Here is a 19,073-nt window from a genome sequence, read left to right as displayed (position 1 = left end):
TCTTATCTGGCATTGTGGGGATATGGTATTTTCCTGGTTGTGCGATCGCCAAACGGGAAACTGTTGGCAGTGGCGATCGCCTATTTGGTTTTCACTCTCACCTGGTTTGAAGTCGCTCAATTTACCCATCTAGCTTGGTGGACACTATCGGTATGGAGAGGGCAAAAGAAACCGGGTTTCTCAGGAGTTTCTTGGTGGGATGCCGAATTGGGCAAGAACCCCGGTTTCTACCTCAACTTACGATGCCACCTCACTGGTATTGGTAATACCCAACACTTGAGTGAATCCACCCCTTGCTTGCGTCACCCCGATCGCACGCTCCGAGGCTTCAATCATGGGACGACGGAGGCTGACGACGATAAATTGGGCACTTCCCAAACTTTGTTTCTTAATCATCTTCGAGAGTCGTTCCACATTTGCCCCATCCAGGAACATATCCACCTCATCGAAGGCATAGAAGGGGGATGGACGGTAGCGTTGAAGGGCAAAAATAAAGCTCAGAGCCGTTAAAGACTTCTCCCCCCCAGACATGGAAGCCAGACGTTGCACGGGTTTCCCTTTGGGATGGGCAACTAAATTTAACCCGCCACTAAAGGGATCTTCCGCATTATCGAGTTGCAAATGGCCATCCCCTTCCGAGAGTTCGGCAAAGATCTGTTGGAAGTTTTCATTCACTGCATCAAAAGATTCCATGAAGGCTCGATAGCGCAGAGTCGTAAAGTTTTCTACCCGAAGCAAGAGTTCCGTGCGCTCTTTTTCCAGAATGGCTAATTTTTCACTCAGAGCTTCTAGGCGTTCCGTGGTCTGTTCGTATTCTTCGATCGCCAACATATTCACCGGTTCCAAAGCTTGCAGTTGTTTTTGCAGTTGGCGCAGGGTTTGTTCAAGTTCCTTGATCTTCAGATTTTCGGGAACTTCAGGAAGGGGATCGGGTAACTCCGCTTTCACCTCTTGGATCTGAGTTTGCAGCGTAATCAGATTTTGGCGGCGGGTATTTTGATTTTCGGCTAGTTTCTGTTGTTGCCATTGCAGTTGTTGCCGGTTGAGCTGTAGTTGGCGCAAGTTTTCCTCTACCGCATCCCGTTGTTGTTTTTCCGCTCCTAGGGTTTCTTCCAAGATAGAGAGTTGCCCTGTCGTTTGCGCCATCTGACCCTTAATATCTGCCTGTTGGCGACGGATGCGGGTGTTTTGGCTCATGGTGGTGGCTTCGCTGTGCTTGAGTTCGTTGACGCGCTCTAAGTTTTGGCGAATTTTCTCATGGGTGCGATCGCGTTTTTTGTCTAATTCCTGTAACTGCTGTTCGCATCCTCTCAGAGCCAGTTCCCGCCGATCTAACACGCTTTCCTTTTCCCGCAGTTGTGCTTGAATGGCTTGCCATTCCTTCGGTGCTTGGTTGTCTTCCAACTGAGCCAAAGACTGGCGATACTCATCCAGTTGAGCCTGTTGCTTAGGGATCTCCTGGTTCAGTTGCTCTAAGCGCGATCGCGTTTGATTGAGGTCTTGCTGAGTTTGGGCCAAGAGTTGGCGATCGCGATCGCACTGTTGTTGGTCATTTTGGATCTGTTTGCGGCATTGCTCCAGTTGTAATTGCTTTTCTCGATGCTGCCCCCTAACCTCCATCAACTCCGCAGAGGCTTGTTTTGTGGCATTAGACAAGCGTCCCTGTTCCACCTCAATTTGAGCCAAAAGTCCCTCAATCTCGCTGATTCGGTCTTCTAGCGCTTTCTGCTGGGCTGATTCAGCATTGGCTGCACCCATGCCAAAATGGAGACTAGAACGTTGGGACTGACTGCCCCCGGTCATGGCTCCGGATGCTTCCAACAGTTCCCCCTCCAGGGTGACCATGCGGAGTTTACCGATCTGGGGTTGAGCGGCGTTGAGGGTGGCAAAAACGGCGGTGTTGCCGAAAACATAGGCAAAAATGTCTTGATAGCGCGGGTCAAAGTCGATCAGGTTTACGGCATAATCGATAAAGCCGGGACTGTTGAAACCCGCATCAGGACGGCGACTGGGACGGATTTTGTTGAGGGGGAGGAACGTCGCGCGGCCGGCTCGTTTTTGTTTCAGGAGAGCGATCGCCTGTGCTGCTACATTATCATCATCAACGACAATATTCCCCAACCGCGATCCAGCCGCAATTTCCAACGCCAACTGATAGCGAGGGCTTCCAACCTGGCCTAAACTCGCCACTAACCCATGAACGCCAGGAATCTGAGTTTGCAGAATCAGCTTACTGGCATAGGTTCCGGCTGCTTCTTGCTGGGCCTGAGCTTGCGCTTCGAGTTTATCCAGTTGCCGTTGTTTCTCCCGTTGTTCATTCAGCAATCTTTTCTGAGTTTGCTGCTGAGTTTGCAGGTCATATTCAGCCGTCGAGACAGTTTGAGCTACTACCTGGATGCGCTGGGATAACTCAATCACCTCTAGTTCTAACCCCGTGGCGCTTTCATGTTGGCTGCTAATCTTCGGTTCTAGGGTGGCAATGCGCTGATTTTGCTCTTCTAGGGTACGGGTTAATTGGGTTTGGCGCTCTGTGAGTTGCGCGTGTTCGCTGCGTTGGGGTTCAAGGGTTTTGAGGATCTCTTCGATATTGTGGTTTAAGCTCGTTTGTTGATCGACCCATTCTTGGGAAGCAGAGGCGATCGCCTGGGCCTGTTCCCGCGTTTCGGTTAAACTAGCCTGAGCCTGATCCCGACTATCTTGCAATCCTGACAGAGCCTCAGTTTCCAGATGATATTGATGTTGCAGGGTTTCCAGGGTTTGCCGGTCTTGATGAATTTCCTGTTCCGTTTTTTCCCGTTGATGTTTTAAGTGTTGTTCGGTGCTGTCGAGTTCCTGTTGTCGGGTTTCCAGTTGAGTCAGTTGGGCTTGTTGCGTCGCTAGGGTAGACTGGAGGGCCAATAATTGCTCTTCTCCCAAAGATTTCACCCGCGCATTCAGTCCATCGAGTTCTTCACTAACTTGGGAAATTTGAGTATTGAGCGCCTCTAAGTTATGCTGAAATTCTCCTTGAGTGCGATCGCCCGCTTCTATCGCTTCCCTCAGTTTTCCTTCCTCTGCACGCAACGAGCGCCAACGCAACACCGCTTCCCACTCCTGTTTCTGCAACAGTTCTGTGCGTAGGGTTTGGTATTTTTCGGCTTTAGCGCGATCTTTCGCCAGGCGATCGCGCTGAGAAATCAATTCCTGTTCTATAATCCGGGAATTCTCCTCCTTATCCTTAACCTCCTCTAGCTTCTCCTTCGCCAAATCAATCTTCCGGTCAAACTGAGCCACCCCCGCCAACTCATCAATAATTTCCCGTCTCGCTTTGGCATTCATCGAGATAATATTGGTCACATCCCCTTGAAGCACCACATTATAGCCTTCCGGATAGATCCTTAAGCGGTTCAAGTTCTCATGCAACTGGGTTAAGGTGCAAGCCTCCCCATTCATATAATAGGTTGACGTATAGGTTCCCGCCGGAGTCACCCGCAGACGGCGCGTAATATGCCATTCCGGGTCTAATTCTATCTCCCCCTCTGGATCTTCCTCCTCTTCCCAGATACTGCGCTCCACATCCGAGACATCCAGGGTTACCGTCACACTCGCTTCTACTGTCGCTTTGCGTTTCTCTCCCTTCGCATGGTTCACCAGATCTGGCAACCGTTCCGCTCGCATCCCCTTAGAGCTAGACAAGCCCAAACAAAACAGCAGCGCATCTAGAATATTAGACTTCCCCGACCCATTCGGCCCAGAAATCACCGTAAACCCCGGCAACAACGGCACAGTCGTTGTTCCCCCAAAGGATTTGAAGTTCGTCAGTTGCACGCCCTTAACGTGAACCATAGGATCGAGTGTTTAGACGGGTTTAGGTTATTTAAATAAGATTAGCGTAGGATCGACCCGAATGGACGTTAGAGAGTATTGAATTCGGTAGGGTGTGTTAGCGGAGCGTAACGCACCAATTCGCTTCCAGCTTCTAATCCCTCTGAGATCAGCAGGTGGAGAATATCTTCTTCTTTGAAGTAGTGCATCTGGGGAATTGGTTGCTTAATATTAGACATCAGTAATAATTTCATACATTTTATAAACCAGATCTAAGGGCGATCGCGCTCTTAATTCAGTTTCAACCAGCCAAAGATCTGTTCTATGGTTAACTCTAGCTCAAGTCCGGCTAGGGTTTGGGGCCGATCGCTACCCGTTAGCCATTCCGGTTGTTTATTCGGCTCAAAGACAACAATGGAGCGATCTTGGGGATCGACTAACCAACCGAGTTGACTCCCCGATCGCAAACTATACAGAATCTTTCCCATCACCTGATTCGCGCTTTGTTCTGGGGACAAGATTTCAACGATCCAATCTGGAGGTAAGAGAAAATCATTGGGCACTTCTCCATCCTCCTCAAAAGGAATGTTTGACCAGAGAAACACCGCAATATCGGGGACAAGAGAGCGATCTCCAAACGAACACCGCAACTCAGGAAAAGCATAAGCAATTTTCTCCGGTTCTGCTTGTTCATTAATCGCGTTGCATAACCTCAGTTGTAATCGACTATGTTTTCCTTTAGGCATCGGTTTTTGGATAATTTCTCCATTGATATATTCGCTCGCAGGCTTGGTTTCTGGGCGCTTGAGAAATTCAGATAAGGTATTGATTGGTAACAGAGTAATTGTCATGGCTCCCCCATCACATATAGATACTTGAGAAAGTTTATTCTTCTTGAATGACAGGATAATAATACCATTGCTCACTGGCTTCAATTGTACCCGCTTTTAATTTTGGATGGCAATTGCTCCAAATCTCGATTTAGGAACTCTAATTGAGATACTGTTAATTCCAATTTTCGATTAAAATATGTAGGCATTATAAGTAACATTAGCGTAGGATCGACCCAAATGGACGTTAGAGAGTAATGAATCCAGTAGGGTGTGTTAGCGGAGCGTAACGCACCAATTCGCTCATGGGTTCATTCTCGATAAGGTTTTAGAGGGACAAAATAAAATTGGCTATCGATGGATCGTTGTAACCAAATAGTAGCCACAAGTAATATCAAGTCCGTTGGATCAGTTATAGTATGTCATTGCGAATGGAACGCAGTGGAATGAAGCAATCTCAACCATCTCGCTAATTGTAGCGTTAGCGAAGCTTGCGCGTTAGCGAAGCTTGCGTGAAACGTAAAGCGCGAATGCTTCCCTGCGGTCGCAATGACAACTGTTTAACCGGACTTGATATAATTTACAATCGTTTACTCCTTCAAGTTCACCAATCACTTGATAATATGTACCGTATTCATCGGTAATATCTTGCTTGGCTTCATTGACTTGAATTAATTTTTGAATAGCCGTTTTAACGCAGCCTTTGAGGTTGAGTTTCGCGATCATCGCCCCTGTTGTCAAGTTAACGACTCAAGTAACTCCAAAGACCCAAAGTATCACTATTCTGGTAAAACCTGGACTCTAGCATACCGCAGCCCATCGACCCCTTGTAGGGGAGCCACAGAACCCGATAGAATTTCTGGGGCGATCCAGCCTTCTCGCTGGAGATAATCAAGATAATGTTCGTATTCTTTCCACTCATCATCAGTAGAATAGACCAGGGTGAGCATTCCAGGGGCAGTAATGCGATCGCCAGTTTCTAAATCGACTCCCTTATCAATCCGTTTTTTCACGATTTCATAGCGGGTATCTCGACTGCCTTGCACATCAAAGATCTTTTCCGTATTCTCATCATGGAAGATATCAATGGTCACATCTTGCACTAAAACCAGATGGGTTAATAACAAAGGAATGTTATCCACTTCATGAAGCTCGATCCCCGTGCGAGCAGCATCACACATAGCACACAGTTGCTCATAGCGCAAGCTATGTAAATGAAAGGGAGTAAAACTGTGATGAATGGACTTGCCCACATAAATCATATGATCGATGCCATCGGTAGCTTCGAGATCGCAATAGTGGGGAATAATCCCTTGCATTCGCTGTTGCCAACGCTCCCAAGTCTTTAGTAACGTCTCATTAATGCGATCGATCGTGCGATCGTAGGCTTGCCGGGCGGTATCTACGGAGTGGCGATCGTTATCCGAACATTGGCGATAGTATTTGACCGCTTTTTGCGCGAGTTCTCCACATTGACAAAAGTAGTCAAAATAAATTTCAAAATGATCTTGTAGATACTGAACTGCCGTCACTTCTGAATCAACCGTTACTTTCTCTTCAATGCGTTTTTTATAGGTTTCTAAGTCAATTTTAATCTGTCGAACAAAGCGATTTTCTTGATACGCTTCTACTGCCTCTAAAATTGCTAATGCCAATTTAAATTGTTCGATCAGATCGGCTTGAATTGCCCGATTGCGCTCATTAGAAGAGCTGCGAATATCGGAAATCCCAAACAAAGGATAAACCTTTTCACAGACAATGGGAGCGGGTTCAAAGCCCCAACTGCGCCGTTCTGCTTCCTGGGTAAAGCGCCAAGCTACTGCCGGATGGATGGGATTTAACTGATTGTGGTTGGTTTGCCGCATGGCGCAAGCAAAGGCAGGGATTAACTCTTGAGCGTAACGGCAGTCTTGGGCAGTAAAATTATGGGGGCGATCGCTAATCAAGCCAATCAACCTTAACATTTCCGGATGATTCCCCCCTTGCTCATAATCCCATCGTAGGGGAATCAGCAAAAGAGAGCGTACCCCTTCCTCCCATAGGGTGCGCTCACACCCGCTATGACTCTGAGAATTAATTTCTCCCACCCGCAGCACTTGATTTTGTTCCAGAGCCGCAACAAAATGGGGATTATCCAGTTCCTCTCTGGGAAAGGCATAAGTTTCGACCGTTCCACAAGCTTTCCCCACTAAAAACCGCACTTGATGCATATCTGCATTCAAGATCATGAAATGGCTGGCGCGAAATAGGACTTGCAGTTGATAATTAATGGATTGCAGCTTATTACCTTCAAGCAGAGAAGTCGGACTGATTAACAGTTGGATTAGCCGTTGTTTTTGCTCCGTTTGCGTGACTTCAATCCCCTCAAGCAGCAATTCCCCAGTTACACTATAATTTTCCAGCCATTGCAAATCCTCAAACTGGGCATCCCCCATCAATTGGCGACTAAACACTGTCCATTCATCCAGTTTCGGATGTACACCGCTAATGTTCAGGGACTCAGAATTAAACCACACCTGTAACCAACCAGGGGGTTGATCTGGGCGGTTAAATTGAATCACAATTGGTGTATGAACAATCTGTTCTAACTCTCGAATCTGATCCTGGAGGCGATCGAGTTCTCCAGAGTTACTGGGCGTTTTTTGTAGTTGTTTGAGCAACTGAGATAGCAGCAGCACCAGCAAGTGACAAGAGTAATACTGTTGGAGGGTAGCATATTCAGAAGGAGGCAAGAACTCGAAGAAGGGACGACCATAATATTCCGTGGGGTTTGCTGTGGAATTCAAGCCAAAACCTTGGGCAAATCCAGTGTTAAATCTAGCCAGTACCCAATTTTCTAAATGGGCAGATTGATGCCCCCCGCAACGCAGCCGGGCTAACATTACCCGCTTAGAGAGGCTTTCATCGGGAGATAAACGATCCTCGAAAGAAGGGGAAGACGGAGAATCCTGGAAAGGTTGATCCACTGGAGTCATATTGATCGGTTCCTGTATCGGTTTATCGCACCCTCAATTCAATCCTAATCATTACCCGGATTAACGATTTTAATCTGGTATTACGATTTAGGCGAGTTTGTTCTGCTATTCCTATAGCCCTGTTATGAGTTTAACTGCTGATGAGTGGATAGTAGAAAGCCGATATTGATTTCAGGCTTAAATCTTATGGGGATTCCTTCAAAATCTATGCGTGTGTCATCCTTATCTCTGTGGCTGTTGGCAAGTTTAGCATCATTTAACTTAATGGCAGTTGCTTATGCGGCAACCCCTTCAGAGGTGAGGGTTGCCCAAAGCCAACCTCAAGCCCAAGCTCAACCGAAACCTGCCCCTGCTGCCCCTCCCCAGGGAAATGGTGGGTTATCGGAGCAAGACTTAAAAACCCTCAAGGAGGTGATTGAGCAGACGGTAGAGCAGACGGTGAATGAGAAGTTTGCCCAAGAACGGGCTAGACAAGAAATTGAGTGGCAAGCGCGGTTGTCAGAAGTTGATGATATTCGATCGCGCCTCAATCAGTTGATGTTGTTGATGGCGATCTTTATTGGCGGAACGGTGGTGTTGTTGCGCTTTATGCGGAGCAGTATGATTAAGCAGATCGTCACGGAAGTCAATCGTCGGTTTGAAGATCTCAATCAATCAGAAGGCCATCTGCAACAGTATACCGACATGGCTCGCCAGTTGGTTGAGGATTTGACGGCTCAAATTGAAGCGGCAAAAACTGAGCGTCAACGGGGCTACCAGAATGTGAATCAAGAGGTTGTGGAGTTAAAAGATTCTGCTGGGGTGATTCAGGAAGTCCGCCAAGATTTGGTCAAACAACTGCAAGGGTTGGGAGAAGATCTCAATCGAGAGTTAGGGAAAATTCGCCAAGTTGTTAATCCTCGTGCTATGGCGGTAGGTGTCGGTTCTGGTGTTTCGGAGCGGGATTTTTTAGAGGAATTGGTAGAGTCGGATGAGCCAGACCAAACGTCTTTATCGTTTGATTTAGAGAAGTTGGATGAAAATCAGCTTTTTATCACTGCCCAAGAGTGTGTCGATCAGGGCAATTTGTTGGCTGATGAGGGGTTATATGAGGAAGCGGTTGCCCTCTACGATCAGGTGCTGGAAACTCATCCGGAGTCGTTTGAAGGTTGGTATGAGCGGGGAAAGACGTTGGTGAAGTTGCAGCGCTATCAGGAGGGGTTAACGTCCTATGAGCAGGCGGTGTTTTTGGAGTCCGATCATGCTGAGTTTTGGTATCACAAGGGGTTAGCGTTGGAGTTACTCGATCGCCCCTTAGACGCTCTAGAAGATTTCGATCGCGCTCTGGAATTGAATCCTGAAGGGGCAGAAATCTGGTATCGTCGCGGCAATACCCTACTGAAGTTAGACCGCTATGAGGAAGCCGTAGAAGCCTATGAGCGGGCGATCGCCCTGCAACCGGAAGATACCCAAGCCTGGCATAATCAGGGGGTAGCGTGGGAAAAGTTGGGCCAGTTCGAGGAAGCGATCGCCTGTTACGATCGGGCGATCGCAGTGGATGGGGATAAGGTAGAAGCCTGGTTTCATCGCGGTAATGCTCTGGAGAAAGGAGAACGCTATGCAGAGGCGATCGAAGCCTACGATCGGGCGATCGCGCTCTCTGAAACCGTAGAAGATTCCCCAGAAAAATCCCTCTTGAGTGCCCTTTGGTTTAATCGAGGCACAACCTTAGCCCACTTAAAAGACTATGAACCAGCTTTAGAATCCTACGATCGAGCGCTGCAACTCAACCCCGACGATCCACAAATTTGGACAGCCCGAGGGGAACTATTAGAGCGCATTCAACGGTATGAAGAAGCCGTTGATGCCTACGATCAGGTGTTAACCTTAGAGGCACATAACCATTGTGCTTGGCGACACCGGGGAATTTTATTGGAAAAGCTCCGTCGCTTTGAAGAAGCCATTTCTTCCTATGATCGCGCCATTCAGCTAGAAGCCAATGATTACGAAGCCTGGCGCGGTAAAGGTACTGCCTTAGCGGAGTTACAGCGTTATCAAGAAGCCATTTCTTGTTTTAGCCAAGCTCTGCAAATTCAACAAAATTTAGGCATCACCCCCACCGAGGAGGAAATTGTCCAGCAGTCGATTCCCTAACCGTCCTTTCCCCTATCGATCGTAGCCTTTTCAATCAATTCAAGATCCTGTCCGTTCCCCCCTAGCGGACAGGATCTTGTTTTTGCTCCAATTAAAAATTATTCTTCAGTCAATCTCCCCATACCTGCCTTCCCCTCGCCAAGCACTCTGGTACGATAAGGCCTGTAAATCGCTTCTAGTTATTTTGCTAATGTTCGGGATCTTCCCGATCGCGTTTACCCCCTGTTTCTCCTAGATCGGGGAGATAAACGCATTGATGAACAAACTCAAAGGAGCAAAACCTATGAATTTTACTGGGCAAGACATCAATCTTGATGTGCCAATACCAGAGGGTGCAACTTGGACGCAAGCCCAGGATGTACTCGATACCTTCTTACAAAATGAGGCCCCCAGTCCAGGCATTCCGGGCTTAAACCTAGACACCAGCGCCATTTCGTCATCTTTTCCCCAATGGTGGAATTTAGCCTCGACGATCGCGATCGCGGCGGCGATTTTATTGGGGGGATTTTTGGTCGCTTGGGCACTTGCTGGAGTCGTCGAAGGGCTACTGAAACGAACGGAACTTGACAATAAATTAGCCGCTTGGGTTTCTGGAGCAAGCAATTCGGCTTCTTCGCCACCGATTGAAAAATGGGTGAGTTCAGCCGTGTTCTGGCTGATTATGCTCATTACTTTAGTGGGTGTGTTGGAATCTCTGGAACTTGACCTGGTTTCCCAACCTTTAAATACCCTACTCAATCAAGTATTTGGCTTTGTGCCTAAACTTGTGAGTGCAGGAATTCTATTGGCTGTTGCTTGGCTACTGGCAACAGTGGTGAAACTGGCAGTTCTGCGAAGCTTAAAGCTTCTCAATCTGGATGAGCGCTTAGAATCACAAGTGGTTGATGAGGGAACAACTTCGCCGGTTTCTGTCAGCAGTACCTTGGCGAATGCCATGTACTGGTTTGTGTTTCTGTTATTTTTACCCTCGATTCTCAGTACCTTAGAGTTAGAGGGAACCCTACAACCGGTGCAATCCCTGCTCAATCAAATTCTGATGATTTTACCCAATATTTTGGGTGCAATTTTGATTGGTGCAGCCGGTTGGTTAGTGGCAACCATTGTGCGGCGGATTGTTACTAATTTACTGATGGTGAGTGGAGCCGATCGCTTTGGCGATCGCTTTGGATTAGCCGGTGGCGCGTCAACCCATGGATTATCCTGGATTGCCGGAACGATCGCCTATATCTTGATTCTGATTCCCTTTGCGATCGCTGCTCTCAACGCCCTCAAAATCGAGGCCATTTCTACCCCAGCCGTGGGGATGCTGGAAATGATTATGGGTTATGTGCCCCTAGCCTTTACAGCAGCTATCATCTTGATGGTTGCCTATGTGGGCGGTAAATTTGTCTCCGATTTAGTCACCAATGTCTTAACCGGATTTGGGTTTGATAATCTCTTTTATTGGTTAGGGTTGCAACAAGAACCCTATGCTACAGCTCCCCCACCGGAAGCAGCCGAATCCGATCTGCCCCTTCCTCCTCCTCCGTCTGACTTCCGCACCCCTTCGGAAATTGTGGGCATGGTGGTATTAATTACCATTTTGCTGTTTGCCACGGTTACCGCGACGGATGTTTTGGGACTTGAAGCCTTGACCTTAATTGTGGGGGCAATCATCAAAATTGCCAGTCAAGTGTTAGCCGGTGTCGTCGTGTTTGCGATCGGGTTATACTTTGCCAATTTGGCCTTTAAGGTGATTGACAGTTCTGGAAGTCGTCAAGGCCATATGTTGGCTCAAGCCGCCCGCATCGCCATTATTATTTTGGTGGGTGCAATGGCTCTGAGACAGATGGGAATTGCTCCAGATATTGTGAATCTGGCCTTTGGATTATTATTCGGAGCCATTGCTGTGGCGATCGCCATTTCCTTTGGATTAGGAGGTCGTGATATCGCGGCTTCTCAGATCCAAGAATGGTTATCGAGCTTTAAGAACGACTCCAAATCCTAAATTAATCGAGTCACCCATTACCCTAATTTCTGATATAGTTTGGGTGATGGGTGACCCATTATCATAGGGTTTTCCGTTGATAGTCGTTCACCTAGATCATAAATGTCTCCAAAAGTCAATTAAGGATAAATTAATATGCCTGACTCTCTTCAACCCACAAAATATGCCCAGCATCGGTACAATATAACTCAACCGGTTGATTTTGAAGTTGCCGTCAAGTATGGCGCAGCATTGATGGCGATCGCCGGAGCCGATGGTGAACTGGCAGAAGCCGAATTCCAATGGTACATCGACGAGCAAGAACTATTAATGAAAAATCCAGAAGAATATATTGAAACTCTCCGCAAATTTGACTGGAAAAATGCCAGCTTAGAGGAGTTACTCAGTGGCATTAAATATGATTTTCCCCTCAATTTTCGCCGCTCCATGTTGTACCAAGCCATTAAAATGAGTCGGGCTGATGGCGCTTATCACGACCAAGAAAAAGCAGCCGTTGCTAAAGCCGCCGAAATTTTAGGAATTGAACGCAGCGTCAAGGTGAGTCTAGAATCGATGGCAGAGCTAGAAGAAGCCAGCGAACGGTTAAGACTGGCCTTATTTGAAACAGAGGTGTAATCGAGGTCGATCTCTGCTTCCACATGAACCGATAGTCGTGTACATCCTAGTATCCTCTGAAAAACGAGAGAATTTCAAAACGTTTTTCGGAGGATTTTCAATGGTAACACATTCCTCAAACCTTCAAATGAGTACGACAAAAAACTTACTTGAAAACCTAGACTGGAACCAATTTACCCTAGAACAATTAAAACAAATTCAATCGGAAGTTGGTAAAGCAATTCATCAAAAACAATCTTCATTACACTCAACAGATAGAAAATCTAGCGAAATTTCTAATTACAAAGCCTCAGTCGCTAAAGTCTTTCCCAGCCATCTTCGTAACTCACTCACTGACTATCAACGTTGTATTTTCTTAATTAGCTTAGGCAGCAAAAACTTTATCCAAAGCAACCGGCTAACAGCTTGCATCCAGTGGATTAATCAAAATTTCCAGACTTGCACTGTAATTATTGGAGATAGTCTCTATCGGCTAACTCTGGAAGTCAGGCATCAATCGGCAGGGGAAACCGCGTTGCAGGAAGCGCTTCAAGCTGGCGAAGAGTTTATTAACCAGAATCAACACTATTTTGAGTCATCTGCACAAAAGTGTCAATTTCAATTCAAACGTACCTCAGAGCTTGAAAGGATACATAACACCCACTTTACTGGGTATTATCAGCAACTTGAAAATCTTTATCAAAACCATGCTTCTTTCCAAGCAATGGTCAATCGGTTTTCTCAAGCCTACCTCAACCGAGGAAAAGAAATTAAGATAGATCCAGGCAAGGAAGATAAACGTCAAGAAACTTCCCTAGCTAACACTTACTGCCTTGAAGAATCGGCTTTATTAGCGTGCTTGGTTGAAGAGCAAGACTCACCGTTTATCTATCCAGGATCAATCAAAATCTTTGAAGAAATCTCTGAAGGTTTACATCCAGAAGTCCCTGACTCCCTACAACGTATGATTTGGGTGAGCTTGCGTCTGAAGAAAAAGTGAAAGTACCGTTTTTATGGATTAACGGAAGAGTAAACCAGGGAAGTTATACCCAAATCCTAATGTTAAGCCCCAGTCAATAGCTCGCTCATCCCAAAAGCCCGTATTTAACGTGGCATTAAAAGTGAAATTATTGCTAAAGGGAACATCAATCCCCGTGGAAATTAAGGGCCCATGCGTGCCATGTTTCAGGTCGAAGCCAAATCCCCCGCCGATGAAGAGGGTCACTGGCGGGCCGTAGGGTTCGCGACTGAAGGGAATATCATAGGTGAAGGGAATGGTGAGACTTGTACCATCGCCGATAATCACTGAGGGACGGAAGGAGAAGTTTTCAGTAAAGGCAACGCGGCTTAAAATTGTACCTCCAGCGTTACCCATGGAAGAGTCGCCATGAAAGCCGATAGTTCCGCCTAAACCGATATAGCTAAAGCCGTTATAGTATTGGGCGTTTTCATAGCGCCGCCGTTCCACTGAGTAGCTATTCTGACCTTCTGGTGCTTGGGCGAATTCACCGGAAACGGTGGGTTCTCCCAGTCCTTGGGCATTGGAACTGCCTTGTCCAGGCACTTCGTAGTCGGAGGTGGCTTTTAGCTGCTGGGGAGCTGTTACAGGAGCGCTGGGGAGGGTTTGGGTGCGTACCGTGTCAAGGGTGGCTTCAAAGGCTTCTGGACTGATGGCAGTGGGGGTTACGGGAATCTCTGGAGCCAGATAGGGGGCTTCTAGGGGGGCATACCCTGAAGTTTGGGCGGATGCGGATTGGGGGGTAATGGCTAGGAGGGCTGCCAAGTTTAGGAATAAATATAAATGAGTATGCCTTGAAACCATGATGATCTAATGTCACTCCTCGATGAACGGGATAGTCGCTCCAGGGATATCTTAAGCTAGATTGCCCATGGCGGCTACTACTTGCTGGGAAATAAAGGGAAGGAGATGGGGATTTTGGCTTTGTTCGGTAAAAATGACCAGTAAATAGGGCTGGCGATCGCCCATTTCAATATAGGCGCTTTCATGGCGCAAGGTTCCCATCAATCCTGATTTTGACCACAGGGCAGCAGTTGGGGGTAACCCTTGACCGAGAAAACCAAGGATCGAGTCTTGGTTGGGGTCAATTTCCCGGCGCATCAGGGCCATCATTTCTTGAGAGGCTTTAGAGGAGACGGCTACGCCACCGATGATACTGTGCAAGAGGCGAGCGGTAGCGTTGGTGGTGAGACGATTTTGGTTTTCCATTTGCGGGCCTAAAAAGAGGCGATCGCGGCCATAAGCGCCATTATGCCAATTTTTTTGGTTGACATTGATGGAGTCTAATTCTGGCCATCCCAAGGACTGAAAATAGCGGTTAACAATGTTGCGCTGGGATTTCCATGTTTCAAAGGGGCCTCCGGAAAACTCTGGGCCGCTGGTGGTTCCGGTTAAGACATCGAGAACTAAACTGGTAGCATCGGGGTTGCGATCGCGGATCATATCCCGAATTGCCCGTTCTAATTCTGGACTAGAAACCGCCATCCCGGTTTCTAACCACTCATAGATAGCGACTAAATAGAACAGGGTGACCACATGAGCAGGGGCGATCGCCTGTTTTCCCCGATATTCAAATCCCCTAACCGGGTGCTTCCAAAACTCTTCAGCCGATAGCGCTCCCCCGGTATTCACGCAAATAGGAGGGTCATAAACCACCCACGTGAGAGCTACTTGATCTTGGCTCAATTGCGGAAAGGCTGTCCAAGTATTATCCAGGATCTGATATCCCAGATGGGCTAAGTCTTTATCTTTATGAAAAAAAGTCATGTTAATCAATTAAAAATTAAAAATATCCTGTGCAGATAAATTGAACTGGGGAAAATTCGGAGAAACAATGGGAGTATCTTCCGTAAAGGGAGTCATTTGATATTCCCCGTCAACCAGACTACAAACAAAAAATGTCGGTTGCTTGGGGTTGCCGATCAACTTTCTCGGCCCCAAGGCTGCATAATCAACAATCCAATATTCCTCGATACCCATTTCCTCATAATCTCGAAGTTTATTGTAGTAATCATCGCGCCAATTTGTTGAAACAACTTCGACAATTAATTTGACTGAATCAGGATGTTGAATAATGGATTCGCTTTCCCATCGAGATTCCAACCCCATAAGGTCTCGGTTCAAAACAATGATGTCCGGTTCATAACCCGATTTTTCCCTGTTGGGTTTGACAATGGATTCTCTTGGAATTGTCCAAATTCCTCCTTTACCCATCTGCCGAATCACAATCAAGAGTTGCTCAATCAAGGAACCCGTTAAATTTGAATGCTTACCCTTTGGCTTCGGCATTTCGATAATCACTCCATCATGCAATTCGTATCGGACTTCTGAGTGTTCCGGATACCAGCTTATAAATTCATCAAAACTGTATAATTTTGGTTCAGCTTTGGCTTGAGTCATAGATCGCTTTTCCTAATTCCCTATTCCCTATTCCCTATTCCCCATTCCCCATTCCCTATTCCCTGCCGGAATTGCTATAAACTAATCCTAAAATTGATCCTAAGAGCCACCAGCCGAGGAAATTGATCCGAGAGTCAAAGAGGGTAATATCTAAAAGATGAAAGAGACTAATTCCGGCAAAGGCAAGCAGATAACTAAACAAGATTGCGCCTTCAGTTTGACGGGGTAAATGGGATAAGAGTAAGACCGCTTTACCTAAGATCCAACCGACTAAACAGAAGAGCCAAATGGTTAGGGGAATGCCTATTTCAGACAACAGCATTAAAGATAAATTGTGGGGATGACCAACCCAATAGTTCATTTGGGTTTCATAGAGGGGGGAGAAACTCCGCAGTCCCCAACCGAAAAAAGGCCGTTGATGAATTAAGTCGATCGCGAATTGCCATTGGGTCGATCGCAGTTGCGCTAATGGACGGTCGGGAAACATCTCATCGCTGAGTCTAGCCCAAATGTAGGGGGGGACTACGATCCGCGCCCATTGGCGGGAGGGATCGATGCCAAAGGCTGACCAGAGAATGAGTCCACAGAGGGCTATGACTGCGGCGACTAATTTACGCCATCCCCAATAGAGAGCGTAGGCTAAAACGGCGAAGGTGGCGATCGCCCAGGCATTGCGAGAATGGGTTAAAAATAGGGTGATGCCATCTAAAACGGTGGTGACTCCTAACCCGATCCAAAACCAGCGTTTTTTGGGACGTTTTTCTAGGAGTAATCCTAATGCGAGTATCCAGACAATCACTAGATAGGCCGCCAGATCGTTGGCATAGCTGAAGACGGACGAGACCCGGCCGGGGGGGATACCGCCTGCGGTTAAGGGCCAGTCAATGACGATACCTAGCCATCGGATCGGCCCTGACCATCCCCAAAACTGTTGCCCTAAGCCGATGATGGCGACGGGGAGAGAAGAGAAGACGACCCAGGAAGCCATGCGGCGCAGATGAGCGGGGGTGTCGATCAGCTCGGCGAGGAAGACCAAGATGAAGATGAAGGGCAGAAAATGGGCTAAACCGAGGGCTGCTTCTCCAGGAAATTCCCCCAGTAAGCAGGTGAAGATTAAACCTAAACTAAAAATAATTAAGGCTTGGGTGAGGGGGCGACGGAGGGATTGGTTTCCTCGCGCTCGTCCTACGTCGAAGAGGAAGGTGAGTCCCAACAATCCTCCTAAGAAGGGACTAAAGACAAAGGTGGCTAACCAACCTTGGAGATAAAACCAGGGTCTTTGAGGATATGCAGGGGTCATGCCATTTCCCAAGCGGTGGAACGGGTGAGCCGAATTTGGGCGAGGGCAAAGATCATGGGAATGATGCGGGTGTAGTTAGTGGCGATCGCCCGCCAGCCGAGATCGGCAAAAAACCAGGCCCACAGCGCGGGGCCGAGGACAGCGAATAGGGTTCTGGCTGCCCCATAGCGAGCGGCATTGCTGGCCATGCCGAAGGTGGCTTTTTGCAGGACAATTTGGGATTGAATTTTGGTGGCGGCGATCGCCCCACCCCGGACTAGAGCTTGTTTCGCGGCTTGATAGGCGGCAAAATGAAGGGCAAATTGTTGGGCCAGTTTTTGCACCAATAGGGGACGAATGACGGAATTGACGGCTAAGGCGCACCCTCCTTTCAAAAATACGGCAATCGGGTCTTTCTGAGCCGATAAAGGTAGAGGTTCAGCAAAATCTGATTTTGCAAGCGCTTTACGGATGCGTTCCTTTAAGCCCCGTTTTTGCTCGGCTGGCAGCTTTTTCCAGGAGCGCCGAATCAGGTGTAAAAAGATTTCCGCTTCCAGTTCTGTGGTGGAGAGTTCTTGGGAATAGGGGAGTTTCAGATAGTGACAGACTTGCAGGAGGACTTGCCGATAGGTGATTTTCTGAGTTTGTCCCCGCAAAACCGTGAACCCATCAGCAGCTAAGAATTGGAAGCGCTCTTCTATGGCATCAATCCACTGTTGGCGGGTTTGACTTTGAACGGCGATCGGATCGGGGGTATAAACATAATCTAGGGGGTTGAGCTTGCGCTCAAAGAGGAGATGGGTTAATTGTTGTAACTCTTCTTCTGTGGCTAGTTCTAGGACTGTTCTGAGTTCATCCACATTCTTTACCTCAACTGAATTGGGGGTTGGTCAACAAAGATTATTTATAGAATGTACAGTAAAGACGATTTGAAAACGGTTAATACTATTGGAGATTTTAAAGTTCGGTTGAAGTCCGCTCTCTATTCTACCGTGCGATCGCCATCCCTAGCTCGCCAGACCTTGAGCCACGGGTAGGCTATTCTCACGATCGCCGATTGCCAGGGTTGGGGGCAGGTTTACGGGGTTGAGGGTTGGGTGTCCAAAATCTGGGTGAACCCGCCCCTTGTTATATCAAATCCGTTGTTTTAAAGACTTGTCATTGCGACCGGAGGGAAGCATTTCCGCAAAGCCCAAACGCCAAGATTCGGGGATTGTGCGATTGCTTCATTCCACTGCGTTCCATTCGCAATGACATAGTGTAACTGATTATTCGGATTTGATATTACTATTGGGTAATGGATAATTGGCCATCTTCCTAATCTCCCCATCTGCGATCGCTATGCGCTTACCCTTAACTCAAACTTCCATCACCGATCGCCCCCAAAATCATATCGCTGAGGTGATCGAAACGGCAACATCGGAATTTTTAGCCCAATGTCTGGAACCGGAAGATCTCAACTTTCCCATGATGCCAGCGTTTGGCTCTTTGGTGCGATCGCTCGGTGTCACTCCAGAAACCTCCCCAGAAACGGATGCAGGTTATTGGGTGTATGCCGTGGTTTATCATGCTACCACTACCCCCATTGACTCGATCCACCGCGCTAGAGCGTTGGGACTCTCCCTAGAACAACTGCGAGCAGAGCAACCGCAAATTTTTGCTATGCTCAAAACTGAGTTTCGAGCGGCGATCGTCGGATTTGAAACCCTAGAATCTCGGAATTCTCGCTCTAGAGTTTATCAGCATTTACCCCCTCGTCCTCCCCAAATTCACCAAGCGGTTTATCAATGTCATCCGGATGAAGTGATTCGCTTTAGCGAGCAATTGGACTTTATCCGCATTTTACTAGAAATTCCTGGAACGCCGGTTGATGGGCTAATTGCAGCTACCCTGAGAAATATTTACCAACTGCGCCATACGGAACACTCTTGGTTAGTGCAAGCGGGGCGAAATTTGAGCCTTTTACTCAAAGATGATTACGATCGCCTACGCTATATCCTCAGTCAAGTTTATATCAATTAATAATTAGCAATTAGCAATTATAGCGCTTCGC

15 protein-coding genes are annotated in these 19,073 nt (G+C 47.4%); 6 read left to right on the top strand and 9 right to left on the bottom strand.

The genetic code is table 11. The annotated features are described in order from the left end of the window. Positions 1 to 237 precede the first annotated feature (237 nt). The 4 genes from smc to PMG25_RS00355 form a co-directional block, all read right to left on the bottom strand. Positions 238 to 3,825 (bottom strand): chromosome segregation protein SMC, encoded by a 3,588-nt coding sequence (gene smc, locus PMG25_RS00370; protein WP_283764932.1) that lies wholly within the window; start codon positions 3,823 to 3,825, stop codon positions 238 to 240. 269 nt (positions 3,826 to 4,094) lie between these two features. Continuing rightward, positions 4,095 to 4,655, bottom strand: coding sequence for a Uma2 family endonuclease (locus PMG25_RS00365; protein WP_283764931.1), 561 nt, complete (start codon positions 4,653 to 4,655; stop codon positions 4,095 to 4,097). A gap of 477 nt (positions 4,656 to 5,132) precedes the next feature. Continuing rightward, entirely contained in the window at positions 5,133 to 5,360 is a 228-nt protein-coding gene (locus tag PMG25_RS00360; RefSeq protein WP_283764930.1) for a hypothetical protein, read from the bottom strand. 53 nt (positions 5,361 to 5,413) lie between these two features. Continuing rightward, positions 5,414 to 7,609 carry a hypothetical protein gene (locus tag PMG25_RS00355; protein WP_283764929.1) on the bottom strand — a complete coding sequence of 732 codons (2,196 nt, stop codon included), beginning with the start codon at positions 7,607 to 7,609 and terminating at the stop codon, positions 5,414 to 5,416. 207 nt (positions 7,610 to 7,816) lie between these two features. Between PMG25_RS00355 and PMG25_RS00350 the strand changes: the two genes are divergently transcribed. The 4 genes from PMG25_RS00350 (at position 7,817) to PMG25_RS00335 (ending at position 13,323) form a co-directional block, all read left to right on the top strand. Further along, a complete protein-coding gene (locus PMG25_RS00350; protein WP_283764928.1) occupies positions 7,817 to 9,742 on the top strand; it encodes a tetratricopeptide repeat protein in 1,926 nt (641 codons plus the stop codon). Positions 9,743 to 10,025: 283 nt separating this feature from the next. Continuing rightward, positions 10,026 to 11,729 carry a mechanosensitive ion channel gene (locus PMG25_RS00345; protein WP_283764927.1) on the top strand — a complete coding sequence of 568 codons (1,704 nt, stop codon included), beginning with the start codon at positions 10,026 to 10,028 and terminating at the stop codon, positions 11,727 to 11,729. 135 nt (positions 11,730 to 11,864) lie between these two features. Next, positions 11,865 to 12,344, top strand: a complete 480-nt coding sequence (locus PMG25_RS00340) for a TerB family tellurite resistance protein (protein WP_283764926.1) — start codon at positions 11,865 to 11,867, stop codon at positions 12,342 to 12,344. Between the two features lie 100 nt (positions 12,345 to 12,444). Next, entirely contained in the window at positions 12,445 to 13,323 is an 879-nt protein-coding gene (locus tag PMG25_RS00335; RefSeq protein WP_283764925.1) for a tRNA-dependent cyclodipeptide synthase, read from the top strand. Between the two features lie 18 nt (positions 13,324 to 13,341). Here PMG25_RS00335 and PMG25_RS00330 read toward each other — a convergent pair whose 3' ends face one another. From PMG25_RS00330 to PMG25_RS00310, 5 genes are read right to left on the bottom strand one after another with little or no spacing between them, the layout of a single operon-like run. Then, positions 13,342 to 14,145, bottom strand: coding sequence for a hypothetical protein (locus tag PMG25_RS00330; RefSeq protein WP_283764924.1), 804 nt, complete (start codon positions 14,143 to 14,145; stop codon positions 13,342 to 13,344). 51 nt (positions 14,146 to 14,196) lie between these two features. Then, on the bottom strand, positions 14,197 to 15,108 hold the full coding sequence (locus tag PMG25_RS00325) for a serine hydrolase (protein ID WP_283764923.1): 912 nt from the start codon (positions 15,106 to 15,108) through the stop codon (positions 14,197 to 14,199). A gap of 9 nt (positions 15,109 to 15,117) precedes the next feature. Next, positions 15,118 to 15,741 carry a Uma2 family endonuclease gene (locus PMG25_RS00320; protein WP_283764922.1) on the bottom strand — a complete coding sequence of 208 codons (624 nt, stop codon included), beginning with the start codon at positions 15,739 to 15,741 and terminating at the stop codon, positions 15,118 to 15,120. A 55-nt stretch (positions 15,742 to 15,796) separates the two neighbouring features. Beyond that, entirely contained in the window at positions 15,797 to 17,041 is a 1,245-nt protein-coding gene (locus PMG25_RS00315; RefSeq protein ID WP_283764921.1) for an O-antigen ligase family protein, read from the bottom strand. Continuing rightward, positions 17,038 to 17,880, bottom strand: a complete 843-nt coding sequence (locus tag PMG25_RS00310; protein ID WP_283764920.1) for a YaaW family protein — start codon at positions 17,878 to 17,880, stop codon at positions 17,038 to 17,040. Before PMG25_RS00310 ends, PMG25_RS00315 begins: the two co-directional genes overlap by 4 nt. Positions 17,881 to 17,931: 51 nt before the next feature. Here PMG25_RS00310 and PMG25_RS00305 point away from each other — a divergent pair, with 51 nt between their 5' ends. Beyond that, entirely contained in the window at positions 17,932 to 18,057 is a 126-nt protein-coding gene (locus PMG25_RS00305) for a hypothetical protein (RefSeq protein ID WP_283764919.1), read from the top strand. Positions 18,058 to 18,361: 304 nt separating this feature from the next. Continuing rightward, complete coding sequence (locus tag PMG25_RS00300; protein ID WP_347178702.1) at positions 18,362 to 19,042, top strand: HAS-barrel domain-containing protein; 681 nt, start codon at positions 18,362 to 18,364, stop codon at positions 19,040 to 19,042. Positions 19,043 to 19,073: the final 31 nt, after the last annotated feature.

Source organism: Roseofilum capinflatum BLCC-M114 (assembly GCF_030068505.1).
GTDB lineage: Bacteria > Cyanobacteriota > Cyanobacteriia > Cyanobacteriales > Desertifilaceae > Roseofilum > Roseofilum capinflatum.
This window is presented reverse-complemented; position numbering and strand designations above follow the sequence as displayed.

What these genes read in the sequence shown, in the direction of transcription:
- PMG25_RS00330 (WP_283764924.1), bottom strand. Translation starts at nt 14,145, where the DNA reads ATGGTTTCAAGGCATACTCATTTATATTTATTCCTAAACTTGGCAGCC.
- PMG25_RS00320 (WP_283764922.1), bottom strand. Translation starts at nt 15,741, where the DNA reads ATGACTCAAGCCAAAGCTGAACCAAAATTATACAGTTTTGATGAATTT.
- PMG25_RS00300 (WP_347178702.1), top strand. Translation starts at nt 18,362, where the DNA reads ATGCGCTTACCCTTAACTCAAACTTCCATCACCGATCGCCCCCAAAAT.
- PMG25_RS00345 (WP_283764927.1), top strand. Translation starts at nt 10,026, where the DNA reads ATGAATTTTACTGGGCAAGACATCAATCTTGATGTGCCAATACCAGAG.
- PMG25_RS00305 (WP_283764919.1), top strand. Translation starts at nt 17,932, where the DNA reads ATGTACAGTAAAGACGATTTGAAAACGGTTAATACTATTGGAGATTTT.
- PMG25_RS00360 (WP_283764930.1), bottom strand. Translation starts at nt 5,360, where the DNA reads ATGATCGCGAAACTCAACCTCAAAGGCTGCGTTAAAACGGCTATTCAA.
- PMG25_RS00350 (WP_283764928.1), top strand. Translation starts at nt 7,817, where the DNA reads ATGCGTGTGTCATCCTTATCTCTGTGGCTGTTGGCAAGTTTAGCATCA.
- PMG25_RS00340 (WP_283764926.1), top strand. Translation starts at nt 11,865, where the DNA reads ATGCCTGACTCTCTTCAACCCACAAAATATGCCCAGCATCGGTACAAT.
- PMG25_RS00335 (WP_283764925.1), top strand. Translation starts at nt 12,445, where the DNA reads ATGGTAACACATTCCTCAAACCTTCAAATGAGTACGACAAAAAACTTA.
- PMG25_RS00315 (WP_283764921.1), bottom strand. Translation starts at nt 17,041, where the DNA reads ATGACCCCTGCATATCCTCAAAGACCCTGGTTTTATCTCCAAGGTTGG.
- PMG25_RS00325 (WP_283764923.1), bottom strand. Translation starts at nt 15,108, where the DNA reads ATGACTTTTTTTCATAAAGATAAAGACTTAGCCCATCTGGGATATCAG.
- PMG25_RS00355 (WP_283764929.1), bottom strand. Translation starts at nt 7,609, where the DNA reads ATGACTCCAGTGGATCAACCTTTCCAGGATTCTCCGTCTTCCCCTTCT.
- PMG25_RS00365 (WP_283764931.1), bottom strand. Translation starts at nt 4,655, where the DNA reads ATGACAATTACTCTGTTACCAATCAATACCTTATCTGAATTTCTCAAG.
- smc (WP_283764932.1), bottom strand. Translation starts at nt 3,825, where the DNA reads ATGGTTCACGTTAAGGGCGTGCAACTGACGAACTTCAAATCCTTTGGG.